The organism is Parahalioglobus pacificus (assembly GCF_014652275.1).
Taxonomy (GTDB): Bacteria; Pseudomonadota; Gammaproteobacteria; order Pseudomonadales; family Halieaceae; genus Parahalioglobus; species Parahalioglobus pacificus.
The window spans coordinates 380379-405946 of record NZ_BMYM01000001.1 but is presented as its reverse complement, the minus strand read 5'-3'; the positions used below and the strand labels follow the sequence as shown (position 1 = coordinate 405946).

Below are 25568 nucleotides of genomic sequence, written 5' to 3'. Positions count from 1 at the left end.
CATGACCCTGCGCCGACAGCTATTGCTGGTGAGTTTATTGCTGCTGAGCCTGCCATGGGCAGGCTGCCAGTTTATTCGGGAAATTGAGTCCGGTTTGCGCGATGGCCAGGAGCAGGCACTACAAGCGACCGCCGAGACAATAGCGGCAACGCTCACAGACCGGGACGACCTGCTTTACCCCGATACCTTGCGGCTGAAAGACCTGCCCGACGCCCGCGACAGCGTTTATGCCTGGCCCACGGAGCAGCCCGTGATCGTGGACGGCTATGCCGAAGGTTGGCCGGAGCAGCGGTTCAGGCAATACGGCAACAGCGACAGTTCACTGCAACTGCGGTACCAGGCAATGGCTCGGCAAGGCCGGCTGTATCTGCTCTTTCAGGTGAGCGACCCCGAGATTGTCTTTCACAACCCTGCTCTCTCACCGCAGCCCAATGGCGACCGACTGTATCTCACCACCTGGGTACAGGGTCGGCGCCAGAGCTATGTCATATCCACCGCGGCGCCGGGGCGGATCAGGGCACAGTACGTAGACCGCGCACTCCCGGGTACCGACCCTAATCGAATCCGCGGGGTCTGGCAGGACACTGCACAAGGCTACAACCTTGAATTGGAGATGCCCATCAGCCTGCTCGGTGAACGCCTTGGCTTTTACTTGGTGGATGTGGCCTTCACGGGATCGGGTACGCGTACTTTGGGCAATACCACCGCGTTAGACACCGCTGCGCCCCCTTGGCTCATTCATTCCCCCCCCGCACTGGAGCAATGGTTGCAGCGATTCATTGCACCCGGCACTGATATCGCCCTGTTTGACAAGGGCGGCCAGCGCCTGGCCCAATTAGGCAGTGATGAGAGCAGTTCTGCCGCGGGCAGTGGCAATACCCATTGGCTGCTGCGACAGCTCTATCGGTGGGCTCTGCCTGAAGAGAACCTGGCGCCGCGCCCCACAGTGGATAATCGCGGTAAGCTGGCAGACAAAACGCTCGAGGACCCCATGGCCGGTTATGGTGGTGTCGCCAGTTACGGCGACGCCGCCAGCGGAGACCGTGCGCTGCTCCAGGCTGCGGCTCCCCTGTTCGCCAACGCAGCGCCAATGGGCGCTTTATTGGTGGCACAGAGCAGCGAGCGATACCTGTCATTGACCGATGCGGCTTTTTCCACTCTGGTGGGCTACAGTCTGAGCGCTATTGCTGTATCTGCGCTGGGGCTTTTGGCGTATGCAAGCCTGCTCAGTTGGCGGATACGGCGGCTTAGCCAGGCCGCCGAAACAGCGCTAGACAGTGACGGTAACATCGACCGGTTTCCGCGCAGCCGGGCCAAGGATGAGATTGGCGATCTCTCCCGGCGCTACGCTGAACTGCTGGATCGCGTTGCCGACTACAACCAGTACCTCAGGACCCTCAGCAGTAAGCTCGCCCATGAACTGCGCACGCCCATTGCGGTGATTCAATCCTCGCTGGACAACCTCGCACACCCTGCCCTCAACAAGGAGGAAAGGGCTACCTACCGGCAGCGTGCACAGGAAGGCCTTGCTCGCTTGAGCCGAATACTGACTGCGATGAGTGAGGCCGCCGGATTGGAAGACAGCCTCCAGAGGCCACAACGTGAGCGTATAGAGTTGAATGCTTTCCTCGAAGAACTGGTAACGGCCTACGCACAGATTCACAGCGATAGGCGATTTACCTTAACCCTATCAGAGCCAATCTGGATCGAGAGTAATCCGGATCTGCTGGCGCAGGCCCTGGATAAACTGGTGGCCAACGCGGTGTCATTTACACAACGTGGCAAGACCATCGAGTTGGGCGCCGGTGTGTTAAACGACCGCGTCGCTGTTACCGTAACCAATCCCGGGCCACTGCTACCGGAACACCTGGGCAGTCAGATCTTCGAACCCATGGTGTCGCTGCGGGAGACCGCGGAGAGCAATAGTATTCACCTGGGTCTCGGCCTCCACGTTGTACGCCTGATTACAACAGCACTTGGGGGTACCTCGAAGGCAGACAATCGTGAGGATGGCTCGGGTGTGCAAATCACGCTTATCCTGCCGGGCCCCATCGATCCGACATAAATGGCGCAATCTGCAAAGCACTTGTCGTCGCCGGCCATCCGATGGACGTCAGTGTCGGCGTAGCATTTTCCTCAAAGTGGAGGAAAACCAGCATGATCGCAGTACCGAAGAAACCACGTCCGCACCAGTTGGAGCTTCAGCCCAAAAACGGTGAAAGTTTGAAGCAAAGATTAATACGTCAAATCGCACAGGGTGATACCTCGGGTGCTGAGGCCACGCGCGCTGAAATTGCAGTGGAAAAACTGCGGACTGAACGAGCACACATCAAGACGGAAACTTGTCGGCAAGCCTATATCATCGATGGTGAAGTGGTGGAGTCGATTGAGCTCACGGCGACGCCTGAGGCAGCCGATTACTTCGCCCCGCGCAGTGCGAACGGTGATTTGTAGATTATCGGCGAAAGCAGTAGTGAGCGAATCACTGAACATTCATGCACAAAAAAGGGCCTCGTTAGAGGCCCTTCCCAGCAACCCATGCGGTACTAAGGGTTGCCAGAGGGTGTGGTGAGTTTTTCCATCACCTGGTCCAGGGAGAAGCTCGCTGCCTTCTGGCGCGGCGGGTACTCCTCAAAGGTCTGCAGGAACCGCGCAACGTAGTCCTGTGCAGGCACCAGCAGGTAGACCCGATCAAGCATCCAGTCATAATAGGTATTGGATGTGCGATAAGACCGCTCGTACGGGTCTCGACGGAGATTGAAGATCAGGGGTACGCGCAGTGGGGTGAATGGCTCGATCCAAGCTCGGAACGTCTCATACTCTTTCTGCTCCATGAAGATCATCTTCCAATCGTTGTAGCGTAACGCCGTCAGATCACCCTCATCCGAGAAATAGAAGATTTCTCTGCGAGGCGCTTCCTCAGACTCACCTGTCAAATAGGGCAAAAAGTTGTAGCCATCCAGGTGGACCTTGTAACGACGACCAATGGCTCGATGTCCCTTCAGCAGCTTGTCTTTGACATCTGCTTCCCCGGCCGCTGCAAGGAAGGTGGGCAACCAATCCATGTGATGCATGATCTCGTTAGACACGGAGCCAGCCTCGATCTTGCCGGGCCAGCGAACGGCCGCAGGCACTCGCCAGCCACCTTCCCAATTGGTGTTTTTCTCACCAAAGAATGGCGTTGAAGCGGCATCTGGCCAGGTGTTGTAGTGCGGCCCATTGTCGGTGCTGTAGAACACGATCGTGTTGTCGGCAATGCCCAGCTCATCCAGCTTATCCAGGAACAGCCCGATGTGCGCATCGTGCTCCACCATTCCGCAGCTGTATTCATCCGCGCGTGGGTACTGCTCCTTGCACCACTTCATCTTCTCTTCCGAGACGTGGGTGCGGAAGTGCATGCGCGTGCCGCTCCACCAAATAAAGAATGGCTTGTCGTCGGCCACCGCCTGCTCCAAGAACTTGATAGCCTCTGCAGAAGTGTCGTCATCGACAACTTCCATGCGCTTCTTGGTTAAGGGACCCGTGTCTTCGATCTCGCCATCTGCGCTTGACTTGATGACACCGCGGGGCCCGTAGCGTTCACGGAACGCAGGATCAGTGGGGTAGTCTGCGTTCTCGGGCTCTTCCTCTGCATTCAGGTGATACAGGTTGCCGTAGAACTCATCGAAGCCGTGATTCGTGGGCAAGTGCTCATCGCGATCACCCAGGTGGTTCTTGCCGAACTGCCCGGTGACATAGCCGTGATTCTTCAGCAAGCCCGCGATGGTGGGATCTTCCTCACGCATACCCAGCTCTGCGCCGGGGAGCCCGACTTTACTTAGGCCCGTGCGAAATACCGATTGGCCCATGATGAAAGAAGAGCGACCTGCGGTACAGCTTTGCTCACCGTAGTAGTCGGTGAACATCATGCCCTCGTCGGCGATGCGATCAATATTCGGAGTGTGGTAGCCCATCATGCCGCGAGAATAGGCACTGATGTTGGACTGACCGACGTCATCTCCCCAGATGACAAGAATATTGGGTTTGTCGGCGGCCTGAGCGAGGGACGCTGTTAACACCAGCGCCAACCCTAAATACCATCGTTGTGGACGCATGCAGTGGACCTCCTTATGGTTTTTACACTTTTCCTATTATAGACCGCCTCGCCATTTTCAGCGCTAACTGATGAAGGCTTGTTGCTTAATCTCGGTTAGCTGGTCCCGCAATGCTGCTGCCTCCTCAAACTCCAGGTTCTTAGCGTGTTCCTGCATCTGCCCTTCCATTTGCTTGAGCTTACGTGACAAAGCTGCGGGCGTAAGTTTTGCCAGATCCTCGGCGTAGGTCGCGCGGGTATCGGCCACTTTGCGGCCTTTGGCTTTGCCGCGTGTCGGCATTCGCCGCGCTCCTTCCATGATGTCTTGAACCGACTTCTCAACGCCTTTCGGCACAATGTTGTACTCAGCATTATGTGCCAGCTGCTTTTCGCGCCGCCGCTCGGTTTCGGCCATGGCACGTTCCATAGATCCGGTCACGTTATCTGCATACAGAATGGCGCGACCGTGAAGGTTGCGGGCTGCGCGGCCAATGGTCTGAATCAGGGAGCGGTCCGAGCGCAGGAACCCTTCCTTATCCGCATCCAGAATGGCCACAAGCGACACCTCGGGCATGTCTAGGCCCTCACGTAGCAGGTTGATGCCCACGAGCACATCAAACTCACCCAGTCGTAGATCCCGAATAATCTCAACACGCTCAACCGTATCGATGTCCGAATGCAGATAGCGCACCTTAACGTCATGCTCAGCCAGGTACTCAGTAAGGTCTTCCGCCATCCGCTTGGTCAGTGTGGTCACGAGTACACGCTGACCTTTGGCAACGACTGTATGGATCTCCGCGAGTAGGTCGTCCACCTGGGTGGTGGCAGGCCGTACCTCAAGCTCCGGATCGATAAGCCCAGTGGGCCGCACAACCTGCTCGACGGTGCGCCCCGCATGCTCCAGTTCATACGGACCGGGCGTTGCAGACACAAAGACCGCCTGGGGCACCAGTTGCTCCCACTCTGCAAACCGCATCGGGCGGTTGTCCAGGGCGGAAGGCAAACGGAAGCCGTACTCCACTAACGTTTCTTTTCGCGAACGGTCGCCACGGTACATCGCGCCAATTTGCGGAATACTGGCGTGAGATTCGTCCACGATTACCAATGCATTGTCAGGCAGGTATTCAAACAAGGTTGGCGGCGGCTCGCCCGGCGCACGACCGGAGAGGTAGCGCGAGTAGTTTTCAATGCCCTGGCAATAGCCCAACTCCCGGATCATCTCCACATCGTATTTCGTGCGCTGCTGCAGGCGTTGTGCCTCCACCAATTTGTCGTTGTCCTTGAGCTGCTTAAGGCGAACCTCTAACTCCGCCTCAATCTCATCAATGGCACCCAGCATCACATCGCGAGAGGTAACGTAGTGACTTTTTGGGAAGATGGTCACTCGAGGGACCTTAGCTTCAATGGCACCCGTGAGGGGATCGAACAGCGAAAGGCTTTCCACCTCCTCGTCGAACAGCTCTACACGTACGGCATCGTTCTCAGAGTCCGCCGGGAAAATATCAATGACGTCGCCACGTACACGGTAAGTACCCCGACTGAAGTCCACATCATTGCGGGTGTACTGCAACTCCGCCAGCTGACGCAGCACCTGGCGCTGATCGATGATCTCCCCCCGGGAGAGGTGCATCACCATTTTGAAGTAGGATTTCGGGTCACCCAAGCCATAGATAGCCGAGACCGTGGCGACTACGAGGACGTCCTCCCGTTCCAGCAGGGCCTTGGTGGCCGACAGGCGCATCTGCTCAATGTGGTCATTGATCGAAGCATCCTTCTCAATGAAGGTGTCCGAAGATGGCACATATGCCTCGGGCTGGTAGTAGTCGTAGTAAGAAACGAAATACTCCACCGCATTGTTTGGGAAGAACTCCTTAAACTCCCCGTACAGCTGGGCGGCCAGCGTTTTGTTGTGCGCCATGACGATGGTGGGCCTTTGCAGCTTTTCCACCACATGGGCCATAGTGAACGTCTTGCCTGAGCCAGTTACACCCAACAAAATCTGGGACGAAAGGCCCGCCTGCACGCCCTCCACGAGCTGACGAATCGCCTCCGGCTGATCACCAGCGGGCTCAAAGGCCGATTTCACTTCAAAAGGACGCGTCACAGAACAAACCTAGGGATAATGAACGAAAAATAGCCGTTTATTATCAGGGTTTTAGACGGCAAATGCAGCAATGGCCAGTTTTTGCGCCGCAGCGCCGAAATATGGCCGCTAGACAGTTGACCGCGACATAAGTGCCCATTAATATACGCGCCCTCTGGTTAACACCTATTCCGCCTTAGCTCAGTTGGTAGAGCAAATGACTGTTAATCATTGGGTCGCTGGTTCGAGCCCAGCAGGCGGAGCCATACAAAAGAAAGCCCAGTCAATCGACCGGGCTTTTTTGTATCCGCCCTTCTTGGGCGAGAAGAGCCCAGTTGGATGATAGAGGGGCTTTCGGCAAGCACCGCTGCGAGCCAGGGAGCGGCCACAAGCTGTGCTTGTAGTCCAGGGAGCCAAGATCGGCCAGCGAGTATCTCGAAGCTGGCAGCGCCTTGCCTCTCCTCTTCACGTACTGAACGTTAAACCATCCGACGACTGATCGAGTGGTCCCGGGTTCGAGTCTTGGCGAACCCCCTATTTTTCAACCGCGCTTGCCGCCGTAACCAAGCGCCAGTAAACAGGGAAAAGTCGTTACATGCTAACAGTAAGCAAACTTGAGAAAGTCATGGAGCTTGAAGCACAGCTCCGCGAGCAGTACCAGGATCAATTGGAATCGAAAGATAGCGCAATCACTACGCTGACGGAAGAAAAGGAAGCGCTTGAGAAGCAGGTTGATGAGCTCAAAGGCACCATCGCCAGCCAGCTCGCGACCATCACGGACCTGTCAGGCAAAGCTAGCGACATTCAGGCGGTTGAACAGCGCAACCGCGAGCTACACAACCGCTCCGAGAATTTGAAGGAAGAAGTCACTACGGCCAAGAGCCGGGTAAAGACGCTTCAGAAAGAGCTGGCTGCCGAGCGCGAGCAGCACGCGGCGCTGAAGAAATACGATCCAGAGCGCATGAAGAAAAACCTCGACGCTAACAAGAAAAAGCTGGCTGAGAAGACCAAGGCAGCAGATCTGCTACAGAAATCCTTCAAGCAAGCCAAAGCAGACAACGCCCGCCTTGAGCAGAGGATCAAAGAGCTTGAGGCTCAGCAATCGAAGGATGGTGAGGAATCGGCCTCCGATTCGAAGCAAGAAGAAGCGGCAGCCTGATTACGCGTTCTAGAACGCGAGTACGCTTCAAAGATTGCAGAGTTTGACCGGACCGCGTCTCTGCCAGGCGAGAGTGCATAAGCGCAAAGGTTGGAAACGGTTGTCAATCATTGGCTCGCTGGTTCGAGCCCAGCAGGCGGAGCCATAAGTTACGCAAACAACTTTTGTACTCACTGGCGATAACAGCCCTTTGGGTGCGGCCGAACATCACGTGGTTGACTGCAGGTTAAGCCCCGTTTTGATTGTGAGGTGTGTAAAACTGCAAGCGTTTCTTTCTGAAACTCTAGGCATCCCATTGAGCGACTTACACCTGGAGGTTGCCGGATGCTAACTAAAGCCCCAGACACCCTTCTTGGATATATTCTGCACGCTGTTAATGAAACTTCACGCTGGTAAGCGTCACCTGATGCGCACAGCAGAAAGTGAGCTTCTCTGGTGTTTCATTACCATTCCCCCAAGAACCAGTAAACTCCCAAAAAAACCCCTAATGCCAATATGCCGCCGACCAGAGAGAGACTCATCGGCGCATCATACACCCAGCAAGCAATAGCTGCGGCACCCGTGCCAAGCGAAAACACGGATAGCATTTGAACGAATGTAGTGAAGAATATTTCTGAAATATCTTTCAGGAAATCAATAATTTGTTCCCATATCACGATCACGCTCCATCGACGTTCGTGCAGGCAGGATCCGTCCGTTCAGCCTGTCTATAGCTGCGACACTAAGCCAATCGAAGCGATTTTTAAAGCGGTAAGCGCTCCACTACTCTGCTATCACTTTAGCTCGCACAGCAACATAAGGGAGTTCACCAAGTCACGATGAATTGCTTTCATTTCTTAGAGAGGCAAAGGAATATTGATATCTCGCACCCAAAGATGGTGTATATCGTGGTTGAGGCATAGAGATAGAACACCTACGCATACACCAGTGAAGGCGGCTTAATCGGCGCGTTAGCAATATCGCCCAAAGTCACGGAGATAGTTTACTTCTAAGTTCAATGCGCGCAGCTCACCGCCCACGCGGCTAGAGTACGGAGCCGTGCCTTGACCTACCACACGCCGTAAGTCGCACGTCAATATGCGGGTTGACTGCTCCAGCCGGGACCTTCCTTTCTGCCTTACACTTACAGAAAGTTATGACGCTGATGGTCAGCAGGATTGAAACCATGAACGCTCAAGTGATCGAAAGTCTGATGTGTCGCCACCTGTGTTTGACTCAAACGAGCGTCGTTAGCTGCCTCAGGAAACCAGTTTTGGCCTCACTCTATCGCCAGGTTCTGCCGTTCGACGAGAAAGTCAAAAGTAAGTTCAAACAAGCCTTTACCCCCCACTTCGGCATCCCATGCGCCATGGCCAGCTCCTTCCAGAGGCACCAGCTGGGTATCAACGCCCAGGGGATCATATATCTCCTGCAGCTCAATGGCCTCAGAAAAAGGCGTGCCAGGGTTCATGTCTTCGGTACCGTGCGCCATGAATAACTCAGGGTCACTGCCATCGTAACGATTCAATCCATATACTGACTCGAACGCTTCCAGCTTGGTATTAGATCCCCAAAAGTACACCAAACTTTTAACGACGTAAGCCTCAATCAAATTAGTTGTTGACAATGTAGGGTCGTCGTTGATTAGGATCTCGTCTCTAAAGTCTTCCAGATTTGAGATTCCCAATGTAATGGCAGCAACTGCGCCCGCTGAGGCACCGCCAACGGTAATGAATTCCGAGTTAAATCTGTAGCCATCTGCGTTTGCCATCATCCAGCGGAGCGCTGCCTTTACATCCCTTTGTGCGGCATACAGGGCAATGGCTTGTTGGAACTGCTTTGGGGTTTCTGCTCCTTGCAGGGCAAACTCAATCCACTCCCGCGGCGCGATTCCATGGTAAAACGTTAAGACATCCTCGCGGGACAAACCCTGTATGGAGCCAAGTTCTTCTGTGGTTCTGTAATCCACGGAAGCAAAAACCCAGCCCCGTGAAGCAAAGAAATCTGCCATCGCTACAATTTCTGGCTTCGTCTTGGTGCCACCTGTGAAACCGCCACCGTGAATGAACATAAAGACAGGCCTGCTCGGGGACTGATTATCTGGATAGTAGATATCTAGCAAGAGAGGTTTGGGAAAAGGAACCGTACTCGTTGCGTTATGAGCAAGTCCGTCCGCGTATGTCCTATTCTCGTCTAGCAATACTCGGTAAAAGGGTTCCATCTTGACCGTAGGAACCTGGTCGTCTGAGTTTGTATCATTCCCACTCTCAGATTCGTCATCGTGTTGTTCCTCATCGCTATCGCCTGAGGACAAAGCACCGCTCGTGTCTACTTGAGCATCTGAGACGGAAAACTCTGGGCTAGGGCTGTCGCCTCCATCGCTCGCCGACGAACACCCCTGGCTAATGAAAGCAAATAACAGTATCGAGGTGATAAGCGAGACTTTATTCATCATAGACCTTAGCCCGAAGCTGGGCATTTTCGTTGGGCTGATTTCCCTAGAGCGAATACTAGGTTGAGCCACAGAGGTGCTCAATGCCTGTAACTGTTAAGAATTGTAAAAAAGAAGTTACGGGTAGCGAAAAAATAAAAGAACAGCTCTGAATTGTGAACGTCAGGCGCACGACGGCGGGGGTCAATGCGCTGATCGTGGATTCATAAAGAGTGTGTTGCCGGGCCGCTTCGGCAAACGAACTGGCAAATCCGTCGCTATCGTAAGCCCCATCGTGCGTATGAGTAATTCACTGATAATGGGAGCTTCAGGGCCAAAGACAAGTCGGTAGGAAATTAGCAGGATTGAATTCATGCCAAGGTTTTATTGCCCCACAATGCTCTGTTCACAAAATTGCACACTGGCTGGCTCACACGCGCCAAAGCAATCTACTTCACCTTGATCATTTCTAACTACACCACCGCCTGATTCTTTTGAGCAGTGGAGATCGCCGCAAAAATCTTTCTCGCATTAACCAATTCCCTACACCACGCTGCCATTACGGTCCAAAGTCGCTGTACCAAATTTATTGCGAGCACAGTAAATCTCGCCACGATAGTGTGTAGCACATTGGCCCGGACCACAGACAGTCCGCCCCAAAGGGTCCCTCATGCAATCGGCATAAACCGGCCCTGTGATCAGAACCAGCATTAGCAAAGTTCTCATATTCGCCCGTTGTGTCAATCCACATTTGTACGTTCACTGGAAGCATAGACATTACCCTTCTGTGCGGTTTTAGCAGGTGACTTAACGGAAAGCTAACGCCGAGGGAAGAGCGATAGCGGGGAAAGTCACGTTTCTGCCCTGTCTTAAGCCGCTTGGCTTGAAGGAGGCAAAACGTTCATGACTGCCAGTAGGGTTGCCACACGAATACTCGCGAGGACGCTGGACACACCTTACCTGTAGACATCTGCATGAATTCTATTCGATGGGCGCGGAGTTTTTGCTACGAGGCAGGCGCGCTACTGGCTAGACCGAGCTAATCACCGCTTGAGCCTCAGCCTGGCACGTTGTAAATGACACGCTTAACGGCCTCGGTCTAAAGCTGTGCTGGTCGGCCAAGATATCGACTATGCCCAATCAAGGCGAAGCTGAATCATCAACAGCACTTAACGGCTGATTCTGCTGCGCGTGCCACAAACTGGCGTACGCCTGGCCTCTGTCCAGCAGGCTGAGGTGCGTACCTGCTTCAACCACACGTCCACCCTGCAGTACCAGTATCTGGTCCGCATCCACCACTGTGGAGAGGCGGTGAGCAATCACCATGCTTGTGTGCTCTTTAGCGATGTCACTCAAAGATCGCAAAATCGCCTGCTCGGTTTTGCTATCAAGCGATGAAGTCGCCTCGTCGAATACCAGAATCGGGGCGCCTTTCAGAATGGTGCGTGCGATCGACACCCGCTGCTTTTCACCGCCAGACAGCTTCAACCCGCGTTCACCTACTAACGTGGCAGAGCCTTCCGGAAGTTGGCTAACAAGCCCTTCGAGGTGCGCCAGGCGAATCGCCTCTTCCACCTCGTCGTCTGTGGCAGAGGGCCGGCCATACCGCACGTTTTCAAACAGGCTGTCATTGAACAGCACAGTATCTTGCGGAACGATGCCGATCACCGAACGCAGTGAATGTTGCGTCACGGTAGCTATGTCCTGATTGTCGATCAGGATGCTGCCCGCGGTAGCGTCATAGAACCTAAACAGCAGCTTAACGAGAGTCGACTTCCCTGCCCCGCTGGCACCCACGATCGCCAGCTTCTGCCCCAGGTCTATCGTGAACGAAACCTCATCGAGAATCGGGCGGTTGTTGTTATAGGCAAACGAGACCGACCTGAATTCCACCGTGGCCGGACCACAATTCAGAGGCTGAGCGCCAGGTGCGTCAACAATAGCTGGCTTGAGCGCCAGCAACTCGAACATGTTCTCGATGTTGGCCATCGAGCCCTTGATCTCACGGTACACAAACCCCAAGAAACCCAGCGGCATAAACAGCTGGATCATGAACTGATTGATCAGAACAAAGTCGCCCAGCGTAAGCACGCCGGCCTGCGTTTGACAGGCGGCCAACCCAATCATGAGCGTTTGAGAAACAGCAATGATCAACGCCTGGCCACCGTTCAAGGTGAACAGCGACAAGCGGTTATTGCGGCGCGCCTGCTCCCAATCGGCCAGGGACTCATCGTAGCGACTCGCCTCGAACTCCTCATTAGTGAAGTATTTGACGGTCTCGAAGTTCAGCAGCGAATCCACTGCACGAGTGTTACTGGTTGAATCTGCTTCGTTTACCTCGCGTACAAAGCGCGTTCGCCACTCTGTGGCGCGAAAGGAAAAAGCGCCGTAGAGAAGCACTGCGGCGATGACTACTGATGCAAAACTCGGACCGTAGCTAAACAGCAAGATGCCAGCGACCATGGCAATCTCAAAGAGTGTCGGGGCGATATTGAAGACGAAGAACCGCATCAGAAAGCTGATGCCGGTAGTGCCGCGCTCGATATCCCGCGCGAGACCACCTGTGCGCCGATTGAGGTGATAGTCAAGGTCGAGGTTGTGAACATGCCGGAACACCTGCAGCCCAATGCGGCGCATTGCGCGCTCGGTCACGCGCCCGAAAATGGTATCGCGCAGCTCGCCAAAAAAGACATTGGAGAAGCGAGCAGCCCCGTAGGCAATCACCAGCCCGAGCAGCAGCGCCGGTTCTCTGGGCAACGACTCTGCGGCCTCGAGCGTATCGACCAGATTTTTAAGAACAAACGGTATTGCAATAACAGCGCTTTTTGCCAGCAGCAGGCAGACCATTGCCAGAAAGATCCGCAACCTGTTCTCAGCCAGTAGCGGCCATATGCGGCTCACCAGGCGCCAGTTCAGGCGACTGTTCTCTACATCTTTGTAGCGGGCGTGTCTCATTATCTGCTTAAGCAAAATGGCCTATTGCCCAATCGTAATGTCAGAAATTTTTAGCAGTTGACACTCCATGATCTCGTTTACGTCTAGCGGGCCTTAACGTATCTAACGCTCAATTTCGATTGATCGCAGTTGCTGCACCAATGTCATGATCAGTACCTGAAGTCGCTGATCTGAACCTCGTCGCCCAGGTCGGCATAGTCACCGGCAGCGCGGCCCGCCCTGAACTCTCTCCAGTTAATTGATCGATATCGTGGCGGCTCGCCGTTCAACGCACTAAGAAGCGGCGCATACACGGTATCGTAGGTCGGATTCAGGAAGAACGGTGCGCTGTAGCGCGACTGAAACTTGTTGGTCAGCACACGGTGCAGCGGCGCCCGGTAGCGATCGTTGGACCAGACCTGCACGATGTCTCCAATGTTAATCGTCAGTGCATCGGGTTCGGCCTTAACAGTATGCCAGTCGCCACCATGCCAAAATTGCAGGCCAGGTTGTGCGTCCTGCAGTAACACTGTGAGAGCGCCCGCATCCGTGTGGTGGCTGATACCAAGGTGCTCTTCCGGAGCTTCGCACTGTGGGTAATAGTTCAGACGAAGAAAACTGGAATGCCCTACCCCGAAATCTCGTTTCAGCGCACTGGCCGGCAAACTGAGACGACTTCCAATGTCAGTTAAGAGCTGCAGCGCCAGCACCTCGGCTACCTCATAGTACGCTTCCATAGTGGCTTGGAACTTGCCCAGTTGCATCGGCCAGGGAGTGCTGGTCTCGGCGAAGGGGCCCTCGGCAGAACCGGGCCCGATGTCGAAAATCTGCTTCCAGTCGCGCACATTCTTGGTGAGTTCTCGATCGTAGAATCCCCAGGGATTGTCCGCGGTACGTTCGATATCCAGCTTTGCCTCAAGCGGCAATGCAAAAAAGCTCTGCATTGCGGATAGCACGCTGGCGCACAAGTCACTGTCCAGGTTGTGGTTGATAAGCTGAAAACAACCCCATTCCGCACAGGCACGGTCTAGTGAATCAACCCATTCTGATTGTCCCCGTTTCGAGTAGTCGAGTATAGGAGCCGCCTGTGCCTGCACTGCTTACCTCCAAACGGATATACAAACGGTGCTGACAGTATAAGGGTCGACTTAACTCCGATACAGACTGCGCGAAAGAGCCCGTGCGAACATACATAGACACGAGCCCGTAAAGAGGCAGCGGCAACTCGTATCGATCAGACGTTTGCCGTATCGATCTCTTTGGCAACCTGCCGGCCAACGGCTCCCAGCGCAATCATCGTCCAGCCCACCAGCAGCAGACGAATGCCTACCAGCAGCCCTACCAGCCACACCGACGATGTGGGGAACTGGCTGTAGATCATAACGCCCAGGAGAACGCCAATAACCCCGGAGCCAACCATCAAGCCCCACCCTGACTGCGGACGCCAGCTGATCCCGTTAACGACGGTAAACACACCATCAACGACAAACCAGACGGCCAGGAATAAGGTGATGGTGGCAAGCCCAGCGCCGGGCTGAGTCACCAGCGATAAGCCACAAAGGCCAGAGAGGATTCCAAAGCCAAAACGCAGTGCCCCACTACCGAACGAGTGAGAATTGAAAGCGAAAAACAATTGGGCGATACCGGTGATAAGCAAAATCACCCCGATACTGATCGTGATGGCCACCCCTGTCAGGAACGGCATGCCGATGGCAAGCATCCCCAAAAGCAGTACTGCTATACCTACCCAGGTTGCTGCCTTTGCGCCCGCTTTGGCGCTGTCTGCAAATTCCGTCATTACGTCGTCCTCTTGTCCGTTCACTCAGCGATACTTAAGTTTGCGATAGTCTGATTGGCGCCTGTTAGCTTGGCGACATTTCAGTACACCGATTTTAGCGCCGCAGGCCGCACAGAAAACTCCAGTGAATCTGCCAGCACAGGTTCGCCGTCGAGGCTGATGTGCAAGTGGGCATCTGACCCTATCCGGAAAGACGCTGCCTGGCGGTAGAACACTCGCCGGTTATCTGGCTTCATCGGATCTCGCAGCTCGGCCAAAGTGGGCCCCGGTTCAGAGAGCACAGCATCAGTCAGTACCATGACATCGAGCCTCTCATCGCGGGGATCTGCCGCAGGCGCAACCTCAAAACCGCCGCCAGCCAACCGGCTGTTCCCAACGGCTATCAGTACCATTGAAACCTCTAGAGGTGCTTCGTCCGGCAGGAAAAGGGTGCACTTGTAAGGCTGCACCTCCCAGACCTTGATCAGGCCGTTGAGTGTATAGGCGGCCCCACCCAGACGACGCTTGATATCCTGCGGCGTGGTGGCTGTAACTTCGGCGCCGAATCCCCCGCTTGCCACGTTGATGAAGTGACGGCCGTTCATCACGCCAATATCCACAGATCACGCGTCGCCTATAGCCGCTTTATACAGACAGGCCTCCAGGTCGTCACAGGGTATTCCCAGCCCATGGGCAAGGTCATTGGGCTGTGCCGAGAGGCATAATGCCCATCTCTGGCGGAGTTTTCGCATCCTGCTGCCGTACCAGCACATCGGCAAGTGCATTGAGCGTGCCATCGCCACCGCCGGCAAGCAACACCACAACAGAGGCCACAACCAGGAAGCCGTCGCGGACACTGGCCCTTTCGGGCTCGTCGGAACTAGTGGGGCGCGAAGACATAGGTTCTCACTAGATGCGTACCCTCAATGCAGGTCATGCGGCTATCTGCCTCTCGCAGAGTATCTGCATCGTGGTGAACAATTATAGCCATAGCCACAACATACCTATGCCGACTCAGGAAGTGAATCACCTTACCTCACTGCGCTAGGCGAACCGAGCGTTCGCAGAGGCTGTAGATATTGGGGAAAATCGATACTGGTCAAGGTTATTCGACGGCATAGCGGCATCATCTCAAAAATTGCGATGGCGGCTGGGCAACAGTCGAGCGTGATTACACGTCCGCCTGATAACCTTGGTGTTGACTCAAGGGAGATCTGGCCATGCTGAGATGGGCTCGCCGCCTAATCCTGATAGGCGCATTTGCATCACTTATTGCTACCAACGTTTTGACACTCACCAGCGTGGCATTCAATGCCGCGTTATCGGGCGCGTTTAGCACCGCTTTCGGCATTCAAACCGTGGCAGATATCGCCGCTCAGCGCTTGGCGGGGAAGGACAGGATTATTAGGCAACAGACGGCCGATACCGCCAAACGTAGGGCGGCAGTGAGGAAATTCGGCAACCGCCTGAGCGCTCGCACAAAGCGCGTGGCAACGCGCAGCGTCGCTGCCATCCCTGCCGAGGCCATTCCTTATCTTGGCATTGCTGTTCTTATCACTGGCACCGCCTACGAGCTGTATGAGGCCTGTCAGAGCGTGCAGGACCTCGAGATCCTCTACGACGCGTTGAGCTTGAATGAATCCCCACCAGAGGGTGCTGTCTCCGCTGCCTGTGATCCCGTTCTACCTAGCGCATCGTCAGTGTGGGACAGCGTAAAGGATCAGGCAGACACCTGGTATGGCAGCGTGCTTGGAGAGGGGTAGTTGAGCCTTGTGAGGAGGCATGGCTGCACCGCGTTCACACGCGACGCTAATTATTGTCGTTGCATACTGGACATTGTTGAGCGTCTGGCCCACATATTGGCGCAGTGACCCGAGCGAGAAGGCAAGCCGAAGTTGGGGTCCCACGAACAATGGAAGCTCGGTAGACTAAATGGAGCGCCGATTCTCACACCAGTTCATCACGCACTCAACGTTTATGGGACCCTATGACGTTTCGCTCTGATCCAACTCTACGTTGCCCACTGGATGCTCTGCCCCTGATCATGGCTGATGGTTGTTTGCGCTGCGAAGATGGCCATACCTTCGACATCGCCCGGCAGGGCTATGTGAATTTACTGCCAGCCCATAACAAACGCTCCCGCGACCCCGGGGATAGCAAAGCAATGATTGCCGCCCGGCGTGGTTTTCTGGATGCGGGCTTTTACAAGGCGTTGCCAGCACGCCTTGTCGATTGCCACCTCTCCCGGCTGGGCCATGATTCCCTCATCGTCGACGCCGGCTGTGGTGAGGGCTATTACCTCGATCAAATCCAGCAGCGGCTTCGGAACGACGACAAGCCAGAACCGCGCATTGTTGGATTTGATATCTCCAAGTGGGCCGTGCAGAGCGCCGCAAAACGTTTCTCCGCTACGTGGCTAGTGGCCAGCAATCGTCAAATTCCCCTGGCCGATCGCTCGGCGAACGTCATCCTGGACGCCTTCGGCTTCCCAAATTTCGTGGAGTTTTCACGCGTGCTCAAGCCGGACGGAATGCTGATACGCGTAGAGGCTGGGCAGAAGCACTTGCTGGAGCTCCGAGAGCTGATTTACCCCACCGTTGAGACGAATAACAGTCCACACACGTTACCCTCGGGCTTCCATCGGCTGACCCGTGACGAAATCACTTACACGATCGAGCTGTCAGCGCATCAACAGATCGCTGATCTTTTGCTCATGACGCCGCACCTTTTCAGGGCCCAATCGGAGGGAAAGAAACGCGTAGAAGAACTGTCATCCCTGACGACAACTGTGCACGCCGTGATTGATGTTTTTCAGAGGGAGTGATACTCAGCGGCCTGTGTCAGGCCTTAAGCCGCCCCGCGCCATTTATCCCGCTTGCCGGAAAACGCCCTGCGCTCCGAGTACTTTGCCAGCCATTTTTCTCTCGCATCGCCACGACTAAGCCCCTCTGCGTAAAGGCGCACGCTATCAGGTCCAGCGCCCTGTGCTGAGTAGGTACCTCGGGTGTTCGGGTAAAGCTTCATAGTCACCACCACTCCTGCAGTTTCACGAGTGATAGCTTCGTTGGTGATTGTGTTATAAAACATTGCCAGCAGCGCCACACACATGGCTCTGAGCGACAATAAAAATCGGCAATCCGGCCTCTCATCGGCATCGACGTTAGGGAAAGGAGCAGTCAGCGCGGACAGCGTTATTCGTGTCCTTGCTAAATCGTGTTAAATCGGCGGGTAGGAAAACTCGGGCTGTAAATCGGGCTTTCAGGTGTTCGCTGTAACGGCTGGAGCAACGCAGGGATCAAAGCACAATAATGATGGGCGGCATTGCAGCGCAATGCCCCGATGCGGCTCTGATCCCGCGGTGGTCAAAGGGTGAAATTATCGACCCAGGGCTACTCTTTCGTGCCTTTGCGCCCAAAGCGCTTGTTGAATTTTGCCACGCGGCCGTCGCTCTTCGTCGTTTGCTGCTTGCCGGTGTAAAACGGGTGCGACTCACTCGATACGTCCAAGGAAACGTAAGGATAGGTTTTCCCTTCATGCTCGCGGGTTTCAGCAGTTTTCACTGTTGACCCAATAAGAAAATACGCGTCGGCCGAAGTGTCGTGAAACAGTACGTCGCGATACTCTGGATGAATGTCTGGTTTCATTGGACTTGCCTCGAGGTTAGGTGGCGCCGCAGGATAACTCAGCAACACCTAAATAACAATGATTCTCATTAAAAAGGTGCCCACAGCAACGCTTGTGTTCGAAGAGCGCCCAGGACTTACGGCAAGCTCACCCGCCCGTGCCAGGCGCCGTAAAACCCAACGTCACTATGGGCGCTTCACTATGCCGTACTATCGGGAACCCAGTTCCCGTGAAAGCCGAAGGGCACACGAACCGGTAGCATCGCCTGCGCCAGCGGACCACGAGCAAGATCCTGAGCATCAAGGATGATGAATTCACTCGCCTGCCTTTGCTCGTCGAAGACACAGGTCATCAGGTACCCATCGTCTTCTGCTTCCGCGCCTTCACGCGGAACGAATACCGGCTCTGCGGAATGGCGGGCCGGACCCACTTCGAAGCTGGTCGCTACGCCGGTGTGCATGTCCTGCTTGTAAATCGCCGGGAACGACTTCTCGCCAAGACCTACGGTGTAGCCGTAGCGATAGGGTTTGCTGTTCAGGTCGGGATGAATGCGAGGAAACTCCTGTGGTCTCTCATCCACAATCTCCTCGGTCACACGCCGTTCACGTGGGTTAATGGTCCAGCGGTCCAGCCGGGGATCACTGTCGCCAAAGGGCCCGTTGGTGTCTTGCTCAAACATTTTATCGTAGCGACAAATATCAATAACGACGTTGCCCGACTCATCTTCATAGGCATTCATCGGGTGATAGGCGTAGTTGGGGGAAATGCTGCTCCAGACGATATCAGCGGGGCTTCCATTACGCAGCAGCAAGCCCACCCGCGGTTCGTGATCGTTGTCCCAGCGGAAGGGGAAATCAGCCCCCAAACCTAATGCCGCAAAACTCACAGTGACGGGAAGATCGAAGATGACCACGTAATTCTTGGTCAGGCTCATGTCGTGAATCATTGTCATGCCCTGCATGGGAATGTTCACGCGCTTGATCTCCTGTGCATTCGCATCCATCACCACGTACTGGATGTGATCTCTTAAGCTAGCCCAATCATAGGCGAGCGTATGAAGTTCCCCCGTATCCGGGTCAAACTTCGGGTGAGCCGTGTAACGGCCCCACCCGGGCGTCGTGCCAAGCGTATCGAGTTCATAAGTCATTTCTGCCGGAGGCGCGCCTGACTCTACGATGGCCCAGGTTCGTCCGCCATGGGCGATGATATTGGTATTGGGGCTACCCATGAGGCTGCGACCGTCGATACTCTCACCCAGTGCATCCACCAAGCCCTCACTGCGTACCCAGCGATTGCGATACCAGTCCGCACGGCCATCCTCAAACCGCAATCCGTGGACCATGCCATCGCCGATAAACCAGTGGTAGGACTCAGCGTCGGTGTCGCCCAGGGGGTTGGGACCATTGCGCAGAAAACGCCCGTTCAGTTCACGGGGGATACTGCCGATCACTTCCAGCTCGGTGAGCGTCACCTCTTCGGTTACCGGCGCAAAGTTATCAGAGAGATAAACACTCGGACCGCCGCCTAAACTGGTATCAGGAGCAGGACCGTTGGAGCGGCTACAGCCCACTGATCAAAGTAGATGCAAAAAGAAGTGCGATGCCAGCTTGAATCAAAGTGCGTCGTTTCATTACGAGCTAGCCTCCGGCGGGCGAGTCTCGACTTCATCACAGAAGCTGCGATCCGGCAACCGCTCCTACCTGGCTATAGCGCTGCGCCGCGACGGACGACCATGGCGGCCCCGCACTGACCTGGCCGCACCACTCAGTCGAACGCTAGATTCTCGCCGCTATTTTTCACCCGCTTCACTGAGCAACCCATTCTCTAACTCCGATGTGCCTTGGGTTTAGCTCTCGTCACTTTGTCATCCGGGGTTGTTTTCGACGCCGACGCGTCCCGGGCGTTTGCCGATGGCGATACTTGCCTCTTCTTAACCCAATCCACCGGGGTACGATCAACGCCACCATACTCGAAAGCACTCATACATTTTCTCCGCTGATTCAAAGGGGGGACTCCAACCTTCCGCGGTTGCTTTGAGGCCCGGTTTAGCTCAAAGGTCGCTCGCCATTGCGAACCTGGCTCTGGCAGTCACCGGCGTCCCTTGCGGTGCTTCTGAGTCAATTCTGTTGCGTATCTCCTCCCGATCTACACGAATGTTCTTTTGCGCCTCAACGCCGAGGCGAACCTGGTTACCTTTTACGCCCAGGACCGTTACCGTTACCGGGCCCTCCAGCAGATCCTCGAGTTTCCCTATTTTCAAACTCTCCCCAATGCGCCGTGTAAGAATAAGCATGGATGTCTCCCTCAACTGTTCGAATGCGTTTCACTGCTGCTTCCATGCTGTAATGCCTCACGGAAAAACATAGCAAAGGGCGTACCAATATCGATCAGAACTATTTCCTCATAAAATCAGACATTTAGCATTTCTTCCGCACAGGCACTAGCCACTTGACACACATTCTGAGACACTTTCACTGTCTCATGAGACAGAGGAGTGAACAGTGGAGCGACTCGAAACAAGCGACTGGTACATGCGCCTGCTCAAAGCCATCACCAGCGCCCAGTCTCAGCTAATCGGATCGGTAGACCGCACCACCTTATTTGACGGCTTGCTGGATGCACTTCTCGACCTTAGCGACAGCGAGTACGGGTTCATTGGCGAAACACATCTGGATGAACATGGCGAGGTGTATCTAAGGACCCATGCGATCACCAACATCGCTTGGAATGAATACACCCGACGGCATTTCGAAGAGAACGCACCGAACGGCCTGGAATTCCACAACCTGAAGACCCTGTTCGGGCATGTAATGACCGAGGAAAAGCCGGTGGTGGCCAATTCGCCGAAGACTGACCCCCGACGCGGCGGACTCCCCTTAGGACACCCGGACCTGAAATCCTTCCTCGGGCTTCCGCTTCACAGTGCAGGTCGGATGATCGGCATGGTCGGCATAGCGAATCGCCCTACAGGATATGACGAACAACTCATTGGAGATTTAGCGCCCTTTTTGCAAACGTGCGCAAACGCAATTTTTGCACTCAGGGCAGACTCCGAACGGGAACAAGCCATTGCTGACCTCTCCGACGAGCAGCAACGTCTTAGCGCCATCCTCGACGGCGCATTCGAAGCAATCATAACGATCGACGAAACCGGCACCATCGAATCCGCCAATCAGCGCGCCGAACAAATGTTCGGTTACGCCCAGTCCGATCTACGCGGGCAAAACATCAGTGGCTTAATGCCCGCACCCTATCGCTTCGAGCATGATGACCACATTCAGAATTACCTCAACACCGGCGATCGCAAAGTGATTGGCCAGGGTCGTGAAGTGATGGGCCGGCACCGCAACGGAGAGGAGTTTCCGATTGAACTGACTGTCAGCGAGACCCGCGTAAAGGGCGATCGCCTGTTCATTGGCATGATCCGCGACCTATCTGAGCGAGACGAAGCCGACAAGCAGCTCAGGCAGCTCCAAAAGCAACTGGACAGGAGCCGCTTCGGGCAACTGATCGGCAAAAGCGCTGTCATGCGAGATCTGTACCGGGCTATCAGCGACGTTGCGGATGGTGACTGGACAGTTCTGATCGAGGGAGAGACCGGCACCGGGAAGGAACTGGTTGCTCGAGCCATTCATGCAGCCAGCCCACGGAGAAACGGACCATTCATAGCGGTTAACAGTGCTGCATTGAGCAGTTCGTTGTTGGGCAGCCAGTTGTTTGGGCATCGGCGAGGCGCTTTTTCAGGCGCAGTTAAGGATCAAACGGGATTTTTCCAGGCGGCGAACGGGGGCACTCTTTTCCTCGATGAAATAGGCGATATCTCGGAGGACGTACAGGTAAGCCTACTAAGAGTCATTGAGAATTCTGAAGTGTCTCCTCTCGGCCAGGCCAAAGCGGAACCGCTAGACGTGCGCATCATCGCTGCAACAAACAGAAACCTTGGCGATGCAGTAGCCACTGGCAGGTTTAGAGAGGATTTGCTGTACAGACTACGAGTGGGCCGAATTTCGGTTCCGCCTTTGCGCGAGCGTCGTGAGGACATCGCACTGCTTGCCGAAGCATTCCTTGCCGAAATGAGAGTGGAAACCGGCAAAGGTATCGCATCCATCGCCTCACAAGTAACCAGCCAACTCACTCAATACCACTGGCCGGGTAATGTCCGTGAGCTCAGGAGCGCTATCCAGTACGCGACCATTCACTGCAGAACAGCGTCGATTTCGCTTCGCGACCTTCCGCCAGAGATTCTATCGGACCGCCGGCATAGCGAGGCACAAGAGGACGATACCACACAGTATGGCAACAACCTTCGCCTCGCACTAGAGCATACGGGCGGTAACAAAACCGAGGCAGCCCGTTTCCTGGGAATCAGCCGTGCGACGCTGTATCGAAAGCTCAAAGAGCACGACTTACTCAAGGAATAGGCTCGGTAAGTGGTTCCGCAAGATGCCGGGACAAAGCACCAAACCTCCGACCGACAACGGCGTGACGTTCGAACCGGTCGGTGGCTGGTGAGCAAAATCTGAACTAGCGCGCCAACTGGCTGACTCGGTCGCAGATACGTTCGTGCAATGCCGGGGTCGCATCAGCGGCAAAGGTGATCAACATGCCGATTAACGCCTGCTGACGATAATGCGCAAGGTCAATGTAGCCGCTGACCCAGTCCTGCCTCGCCAACCGCTGGGAGCCAAACAACTGCTGAGCCAGCCATCGACTATCGAGTCTGCCTTGCAGGTAGCCGTGCTCAAGAGCGCGCTCACAGAGCCGCTCAGCGACTCTGATGGATTTCTTGAAGACTCCCTCGTTGAGTTCGTGCTCAAAGAGACCGAGCCGCTCGCCACCCAGGAACGCAGCACGATAGAACGCTTCGTCAGAGCTATACAGCGCGAGGAGGTTGTCCAGGAACGCCTCTGAGGCCTGAATAGGGTCCACAAGTTCGGGCTCCGCGAGTACATCATCAACCTTGTCGACTAGCCGTTGGAACAACGCGAGCACAACATCATTCTTTTTGCCGAACAGGTTATGCACCGTAGGGATCGTAACCCCGGCGCCCTGCGCCAGTTTATTGACGGTGAGTGCGTCAAACCCTTCTTGCGCGATCAAGTTCCTGGCCACTGTAAGAATCTTTTCTTTGCGCTTCTCTTTGTTTGCTTGACGTGTGACCTGCCCTTTTGCCGCCAACGTTTGTCTCCCGCAACCCGCGAATTGATCGTCTTGACACCAATTTTAACTAATACTAAAATTTTACTGTTAGTGAAATATGTAAAAATCCAGACAAGTACAAAGAGAGAGATACCAGCATGCCACAGCCTCACTATAGGGATTGCATTGAAGCGTGTGCCGCCCACTATGGCGATGACGCCGCCGCCATGCGGGCGTATCTGCTTGAAGGACACGATCGCGCCATGCAGTTAGACAATCGAGGGCCAATTGTCTTTGACAGCAATGGGAATCTGGAACCCTCGATCCTGGAGGCCTACAGGAAGTATGGCTTCTACGTATTCACCGGCGTATTGAACTCTGATGAGCTGCAGGATATAGAAGCCGATTTGGCGGCGCTGAAGAAACGCTTCCCGGTGAATCCCGGTGATAAGGTTGCTGCAGATGGCACCCCCGCACTCGGAGCAGACTGCACCGCACCGACATTGGTTTGGTCGAAACCCCTAGGCGACCCGCTGGGAGGGTCTTCACTGGCCAATGGCCGACACCAGGTGAAACTGCATGAGCCGAAAGCGGCGGACGACGCGCCTGAGATGGCACCCTTCATCCTGCTGGGTTCACTGCAGTTTTCCGAAGCCTGCCTACGAGTGTATGGGCACCCTCAACTGCTGAAGATCGCTGAAGAGGTGAACGGCAAAGACTTCGCGCCGTTTAACGAGACCTTGTTCATTAAGGAACCCGGTATTGGCGCTGCCGTGTCATGGCATCAGGACGGAACAACACACTGGAACAGCGACCGCTTCGACGAGGACATCCATGGCTTTAACTTTATGGCTCAAGTTTACGGCAGCACTGCCGTGAATGGCGTCTGGGTGCTTCCGGGGAGCCATAAGCTAGGCAAGGTAGATATCACAGAACTGGTGACGGCTTCAGGCAGTGAGCGCATTCAGGGAACAGTGCCACTGGTGTGTGACGCCGGCGATGTCATCATGTGTAATCGTCAACTGGTTCACGGTTCCTTTGCTAACACCGGTTTCGAACCGCGCATTACCGTCAACATGGGCTTTCATCGCCGAAGCTCTGTTCTTGACGTGATGGGGGCAGGCACCCACAACGATGCGCAGGTCTTCGATGATGCTCTCATCGCCAAGCGCTCCGAGGTGATCGGCTATGGAATAGATGCGCGCCGACAGCGCTTTCCAGAGGAGACACCCTACGTGTATCAACCCTTTTTGGAGCGTGGGCTGGATTACACATGGAACGAGGCGGCTAAGAGCTCCCTCCATGATTACAACGCGCTCGATCTCAGCATCTAGCATCGCAAAAAGGCGCTCTCAGGTACGAAAACCAGAGGGCGCCATGCCCTCAAGCCGCTTAAGCCCTATTCCAACAATCGTCGAGCTCATCATGCCAAACGCCGTCAATGTCCTTGCTATGCATCCAGAAATGTCCACCCTCTTTCCAGATGCACCTGCGCACTGGCGATGGATCACCGGCGAGGGGGATACACGGGCGATCATTGAAAAGCATGGCAGCGAGGTCGACGTGCTCCTCTCGGCCAGCATCGAGAAACTGGACAAGGTCATGTTGTCGCACTTTCCGAAACTGAAAATGATTGCTTCTATATCAGCTGGATTCAGCAACATTGATCTCGACGAGTGTCGCGCTCGGAACATCGCGGTGACAAATGCGCCGGGGCTCAACTCCGCGGATGTCGCTGATCTCGCAGCCACTTTCCTCACCAGCCTGCTTTTGCGCCTGCCCCAGATGCAGACGTACATTTTGGACAACCAGTGGGTCACGCCCGCAGGACCACTGCGCCATTCACTCAGGAATACCCCCGTAGGCATTGTGGGGTTCGGTTCGATCGGCAAAGAGGTCGCAACGCGACTCACCCCCTTTGGCCTTGACCTAAAGTGGTGGGGTCCTCGTGCAAAGCCGGAGGTGGATATCCCCTATGTGAATAGCATCGAAGCACTCGCTGATCAGTGCCAGGGCCTCGTCGTCTGTTGCCGCCCCGATGCATCCAATCGACACTTGATTAATGAGGACATTCTCAATCGGCTGGGGTCCGACGGTGTGCTGGTCAACGTGGCGCGCGGGAGCGTGGTGGACGAAGAAGCCTTAATAGACGCGCTCTGTTCTCATCGAATCGCTGGCGCGGGCCTTGATGTCTTCGATCCCGAGCCAACGAGCGGCGATCGCTGGGCCAACGTTCCCAATGTAATGTTGACGCCTCACAGAGGTGGTTCGACTTACGAAACACTGTTTGCGCAGGCCCAAATAGCCCAGAGAAATGTCGAGAGTTTTCTAGCGGGCGGGCCACTGCAAACGAGCGTTCTTTAACGATCA

22 protein-coding genes and 1 tRNA gene are annotated in these 25568 nt (G+C 55.1%); 9 read left to right on the top strand and 14 right to left on the bottom strand.

The genetic code is table 11. The annotated features are described in order from the left end of the window. Position 1: 1 nt before the first annotated feature. Both IE089_RS01920 and IE089_RS01915 read left to right on the top strand, forming a co-directional pair. Positions 2–2065, top strand: coding sequence for an ATP-binding protein (locus IE089_RS01920; protein WP_189474662.1), 2064 nt, complete (start codon positions 2–4; stop codon positions 2063–2065). A gap of 92 nt (positions 2066–2157) precedes the next feature. After that, positions 2158–2454: a hypothetical protein gene (locus IE089_RS01915; protein WP_189474660.1), complete on the top strand. Its 297-nt coding sequence runs from the start codon at positions 2158–2160 to the stop codon at positions 2452–2454. A gap of 92 nt (positions 2455–2546) precedes the next feature. Here IE089_RS01915 and IE089_RS01910 read toward each other — a convergent pair whose 3' ends face one another. Both IE089_RS01910 and uvrB read right to left on the bottom strand, forming a co-directional pair. After that, positions 2547–4094, bottom strand: coding sequence for an arylsulfatase (locus IE089_RS01910; protein ID WP_189474658.1), 1548 nt, complete (start codon positions 4092–4094; stop codon positions 2547–2549). A gap of 63 nt (positions 4095–4157) precedes the next feature. After that, complete coding sequence (gene uvrB, locus IE089_RS01905) at positions 4158–6176, bottom strand: excinuclease ABC subunit UvrB (protein WP_189474655.1); 2019 nt, start codon at positions 6174–6176, stop codon at positions 4158–4160. Between the two features lie 169 nt (positions 6177–6345). On the opposite strand from uvrB, the gene IE089_RS01900 reads away from it, so the two are divergent. After that, a tRNA-Asn gene (locus tag IE089_RS01900) sits at positions 6346–6421 on the top strand. Positions 6422–6780: 359 nt separating this feature from the next. Next, positions 6781–7314: a hypothetical protein gene (locus IE089_RS01895; RefSeq protein ID WP_229802532.1), complete on the top strand. Its 534-nt coding sequence runs from the start codon at positions 6781–6783 to the stop codon at positions 7312–7314. Between the two features lie 443 nt (positions 7315–7757). On the opposite strand, the gene IE089_RS01890 is transcribed toward IE089_RS01895, so the two are convergent. The 7 genes from IE089_RS01890 to IE089_RS01860 all read right to left on the bottom strand — a co-directional run bounded on the left by IE089_RS01890 (position 7758) and on the right by IE089_RS01860 (position 15335). Then, positions 7758–7970 carry a hypothetical protein gene (locus IE089_RS01890; RefSeq protein WP_189474636.1) on the bottom strand — a complete coding sequence of 71 codons (213 nt, stop codon included), beginning with the start codon at positions 7968–7970 and terminating at the stop codon, positions 7758–7760. 602 nt (positions 7971–8572) lie between these two features. After that, positions 8573–9748 (bottom strand): alpha/beta hydrolase family protein, encoded by a 1176-nt coding sequence (locus tag IE089_RS01885; RefSeq protein WP_229802531.1) that lies wholly within the window; start codon positions 9746–9748, stop codon positions 8573–8575. A 1116-nt stretch (positions 9749–10864) separates the two neighbouring features. Beyond that, positions 10865–12679 (bottom strand): ABCB family ABC transporter ATP-binding protein/permease, encoded by a 1815-nt coding sequence (locus IE089_RS01880; RefSeq protein ID WP_189474634.1) that lies wholly within the window; start codon positions 12677–12679, stop codon positions 10865–10867. 149 nt (positions 12680–12828) lie between these two features. Further along, positions 12829–13755, bottom strand: a complete 927-nt coding sequence (locus tag IE089_RS01875; RefSeq protein WP_189474632.1) for a 2OG-Fe(II) oxygenase family protein — start codon at positions 13753–13755, stop codon at positions 12829–12831. A gap of 137 nt (positions 13756–13892) precedes the next feature. Then, a complete protein-coding gene (locus IE089_RS01870; RefSeq protein ID WP_189474630.1) occupies positions 13893–14456 on the bottom strand; it encodes an HdeD family acid-resistance protein in 564 nt (187 codons plus the stop codon). 80 nt (positions 14457–14536) lie between these two features. Continuing rightward, entirely contained in the window at positions 14537–15040 is a 504-nt protein-coding gene (locus tag IE089_RS01865) for a hypothetical protein (RefSeq protein ID WP_189474627.1), read from the bottom strand. 94 nt (positions 15041–15134) lie between these two features. Next, entirely contained in the window at positions 15135–15335 is a 201-nt protein-coding gene (locus IE089_RS01860) for a diacylglycerol kinase family protein (protein ID WP_189474625.1), read from the bottom strand. A gap of 320 nt (positions 15336–15655) precedes the next feature. On the opposite strand from IE089_RS01860, the gene IE089_RS01855 reads away from it, so the two are divergent. Further along, complete coding sequence (locus tag IE089_RS01855; protein WP_189474623.1) at positions 15656–16198, top strand: hypothetical protein; 543 nt, start codon at positions 15656–15658, stop codon at positions 16196–16198. Positions 16199–16422: 224 nt separating this feature from the next. Further along, the gene (locus tag IE089_RS01850) at positions 16423–17259 is read left to right on the top strand and encodes a putative RNA methyltransferase (RefSeq protein ID WP_189474621.1); all 837 of its coding nucleotides are present in this window, start codon (positions 16423–16425) and stop codon (positions 17257–17259) included. A 23-nt stretch (positions 17260–17282) separates the two neighbouring features. On the opposite strand, the gene IE089_RS01845 is transcribed toward IE089_RS01850, so the two are convergent. The 4 genes from IE089_RS01845 to IE089_RS01830 all read right to left on the bottom strand — a co-directional run bounded on the left by IE089_RS01845 (position 17283) and on the right by IE089_RS01830 (position 20352). After that, complete coding sequence (locus IE089_RS01845; RefSeq protein ID WP_189474619.1) at positions 17283–17459, bottom strand: hypothetical protein; 177 nt, start codon at positions 17457–17459, stop codon at positions 17283–17285. A 365-nt stretch (positions 17460–17824) separates the two neighbouring features. Beyond that, complete coding sequence (locus tag IE089_RS01840; RefSeq protein ID WP_189474617.1) at positions 17825–18079, bottom strand: type B 50S ribosomal protein L31; 255 nt, start codon at positions 18077–18079, stop codon at positions 17825–17827. A 179-nt stretch (positions 18080–18258) separates the two neighbouring features. Continuing rightward, a complete protein-coding gene (locus tag IE089_RS01835; RefSeq protein ID WP_268247969.1) occupies positions 18259–19629 on the bottom strand; it encodes a carotenoid oxygenase family protein in 1371 nt (456 codons plus the stop codon). Positions 19630–20109: 480 nt separating this feature from the next. Beyond that, on the bottom strand, positions 20110–20352 hold the full coding sequence (locus IE089_RS01830; protein WP_189474612.1) for a carbon storage regulator: 243 nt from the start codon (positions 20350–20352) through the stop codon (positions 20110–20112). A gap of 208 nt (positions 20353–20560) precedes the next feature. Between IE089_RS01830 and IE089_RS01825 the strand changes: the two genes are divergently transcribed. Further along, the gene (locus IE089_RS01825; protein ID WP_189474610.1) at positions 20561–22480 is read left to right on the top strand and encodes a sigma-54-dependent Fis family transcriptional regulator; all 1920 of its coding nucleotides are present in this window, start codon (positions 20561–20563) and stop codon (positions 22478–22480) included. A gap of 103 nt (positions 22481–22583) precedes the next feature. Here the strand turns inward: IE089_RS01825 and IE089_RS01820 are convergent, their stop codons facing one another. Next, positions 22584–23237, bottom strand: a complete 654-nt coding sequence (locus IE089_RS01820; RefSeq protein ID WP_189474608.1) for a TetR/AcrR family transcriptional regulator — start codon at positions 23235–23237, stop codon at positions 22584–22586. A 119-nt stretch (positions 23238–23356) separates the two neighbouring features. On the opposite strand from IE089_RS01820, the gene IE089_RS01815 reads away from it, so the two are divergent. Further along, positions 23357–24532: a phytanoyl-CoA dioxygenase family protein gene (locus IE089_RS01815; RefSeq protein ID WP_189474606.1), complete on the top strand. Its 1176-nt coding sequence runs from the start codon at positions 23357–23359 to the stop codon at positions 24530–24532. Positions 24533–24662: 130 nt separating this feature from the next. Beyond that, a complete protein-coding gene (locus IE089_RS01810; protein ID WP_229802530.1) occupies positions 24663–25562 on the top strand; it encodes an NAD(P)-dependent oxidoreductase in 900 nt (299 codons plus the stop codon). The last annotated feature ends 6 nt before the right edge of the window (positions 25563–25568 follow it).

What these genes read in the sequence shown, in the direction of transcription:
- IE089_RS01920 (WP_189474662.1), top strand. Translation starts at nt 2, where the DNA reads ATGACCCTGCGCCGACAGCTATTGCTGGTGAGTTTATTGCTGCTGAGC.
- IE089_RS01915 (WP_189474660.1), top strand. Translation starts at nt 2,158, where the DNA reads ATGATCGCAGTACCGAAGAAACCACGTCCGCACCAGTTGGAGCTTCAG.
- IE089_RS01910 (WP_189474658.1), bottom strand. Translation starts at nt 4,094, where the DNA reads ATGCGTCCACAACGATGGTATTTAGGGTTGGCGCTGGTGTTAACAGCG.
- IE089_RS01895 (WP_229802532.1), top strand. Translation starts at nt 6,781, where the DNA reads ATGGAGCTTGAAGCACAGCTCCGCGAGCAGTACCAGGATCAATTGGAA.
- IE089_RS01885 (WP_229802531.1), bottom strand. Translation starts at nt 9,748, where the DNA reads ATGATGAATAAAGTCTCGCTTATCACCTCGATACTGTTATTTGCTTTC.
- IE089_RS01880 (WP_189474634.1), bottom strand. Translation starts at nt 12,679, where the DNA reads ATGAGACACGCCCGCTACAAAGATGTAGAGAACAGTCGCCTGAACTGG.
- IE089_RS01870 (WP_189474630.1), bottom strand. Translation starts at nt 14,456, where the DNA reads ATGACGGAATTTGCAGACAGCGCCAAAGCGGGCGCAAAGGCAGCAACC.
- IE089_RS01865 (WP_189474627.1), bottom strand. Translation starts at nt 15,040, where the DNA reads ATGAACGGCCGTCACTTCATCAACGTGGCAAGCGGGGGATTCGGCGCC.
- IE089_RS01860 (WP_189474625.1), bottom strand. Translation starts at nt 15,335, where the DNA reads ATGTCTTCGCGCCCCACTAGTTCCGACGAGCCCGAAAGGGCCAGTGTC.
- IE089_RS01855 (WP_189474623.1), top strand. Translation starts at nt 15,656, where the DNA reads ATGCTGAGATGGGCTCGCCGCCTAATCCTGATAGGCGCATTTGCATCA.
- IE089_RS01850 (WP_189474621.1), top strand. Translation starts at nt 16,423, where the DNA reads ATGACGTTTCGCTCTGATCCAACTCTACGTTGCCCACTGGATGCTCTG.
- IE089_RS01845 (WP_189474619.1), bottom strand. Translation starts at nt 17,459, where the DNA reads ATGAAGCTTTACCCGAACACCCGAGGTACCTACTCAGCACAGGGCGCT.
- IE089_RS01840 (WP_189474617.1), bottom strand. Translation starts at nt 18,079, where the DNA reads ATGAAACCAGACATTCATCCAGAGTATCGCGACGTACTGTTTCACGAC.
- IE089_RS01830 (WP_189474612.1), bottom strand. Translation starts at nt 20,352, where the DNA reads ATGCTTATTCTTACACGGCGCATTGGGGAGAGTTTGAAAATAGGGAAA.
- IE089_RS01815 (WP_189474606.1), top strand. Translation starts at nt 23,357, where the DNA reads ATGCCACAGCCTCACTATAGGGATTGCATTGAAGCGTGTGCCGCCCAC.
- IE089_RS01810 (WP_229802530.1), top strand. Translation starts at nt 24,663, where the DNA reads ATGTCCACCCTCTTTCCAGATGCACCTGCGCACTGGCGATGGATCACC.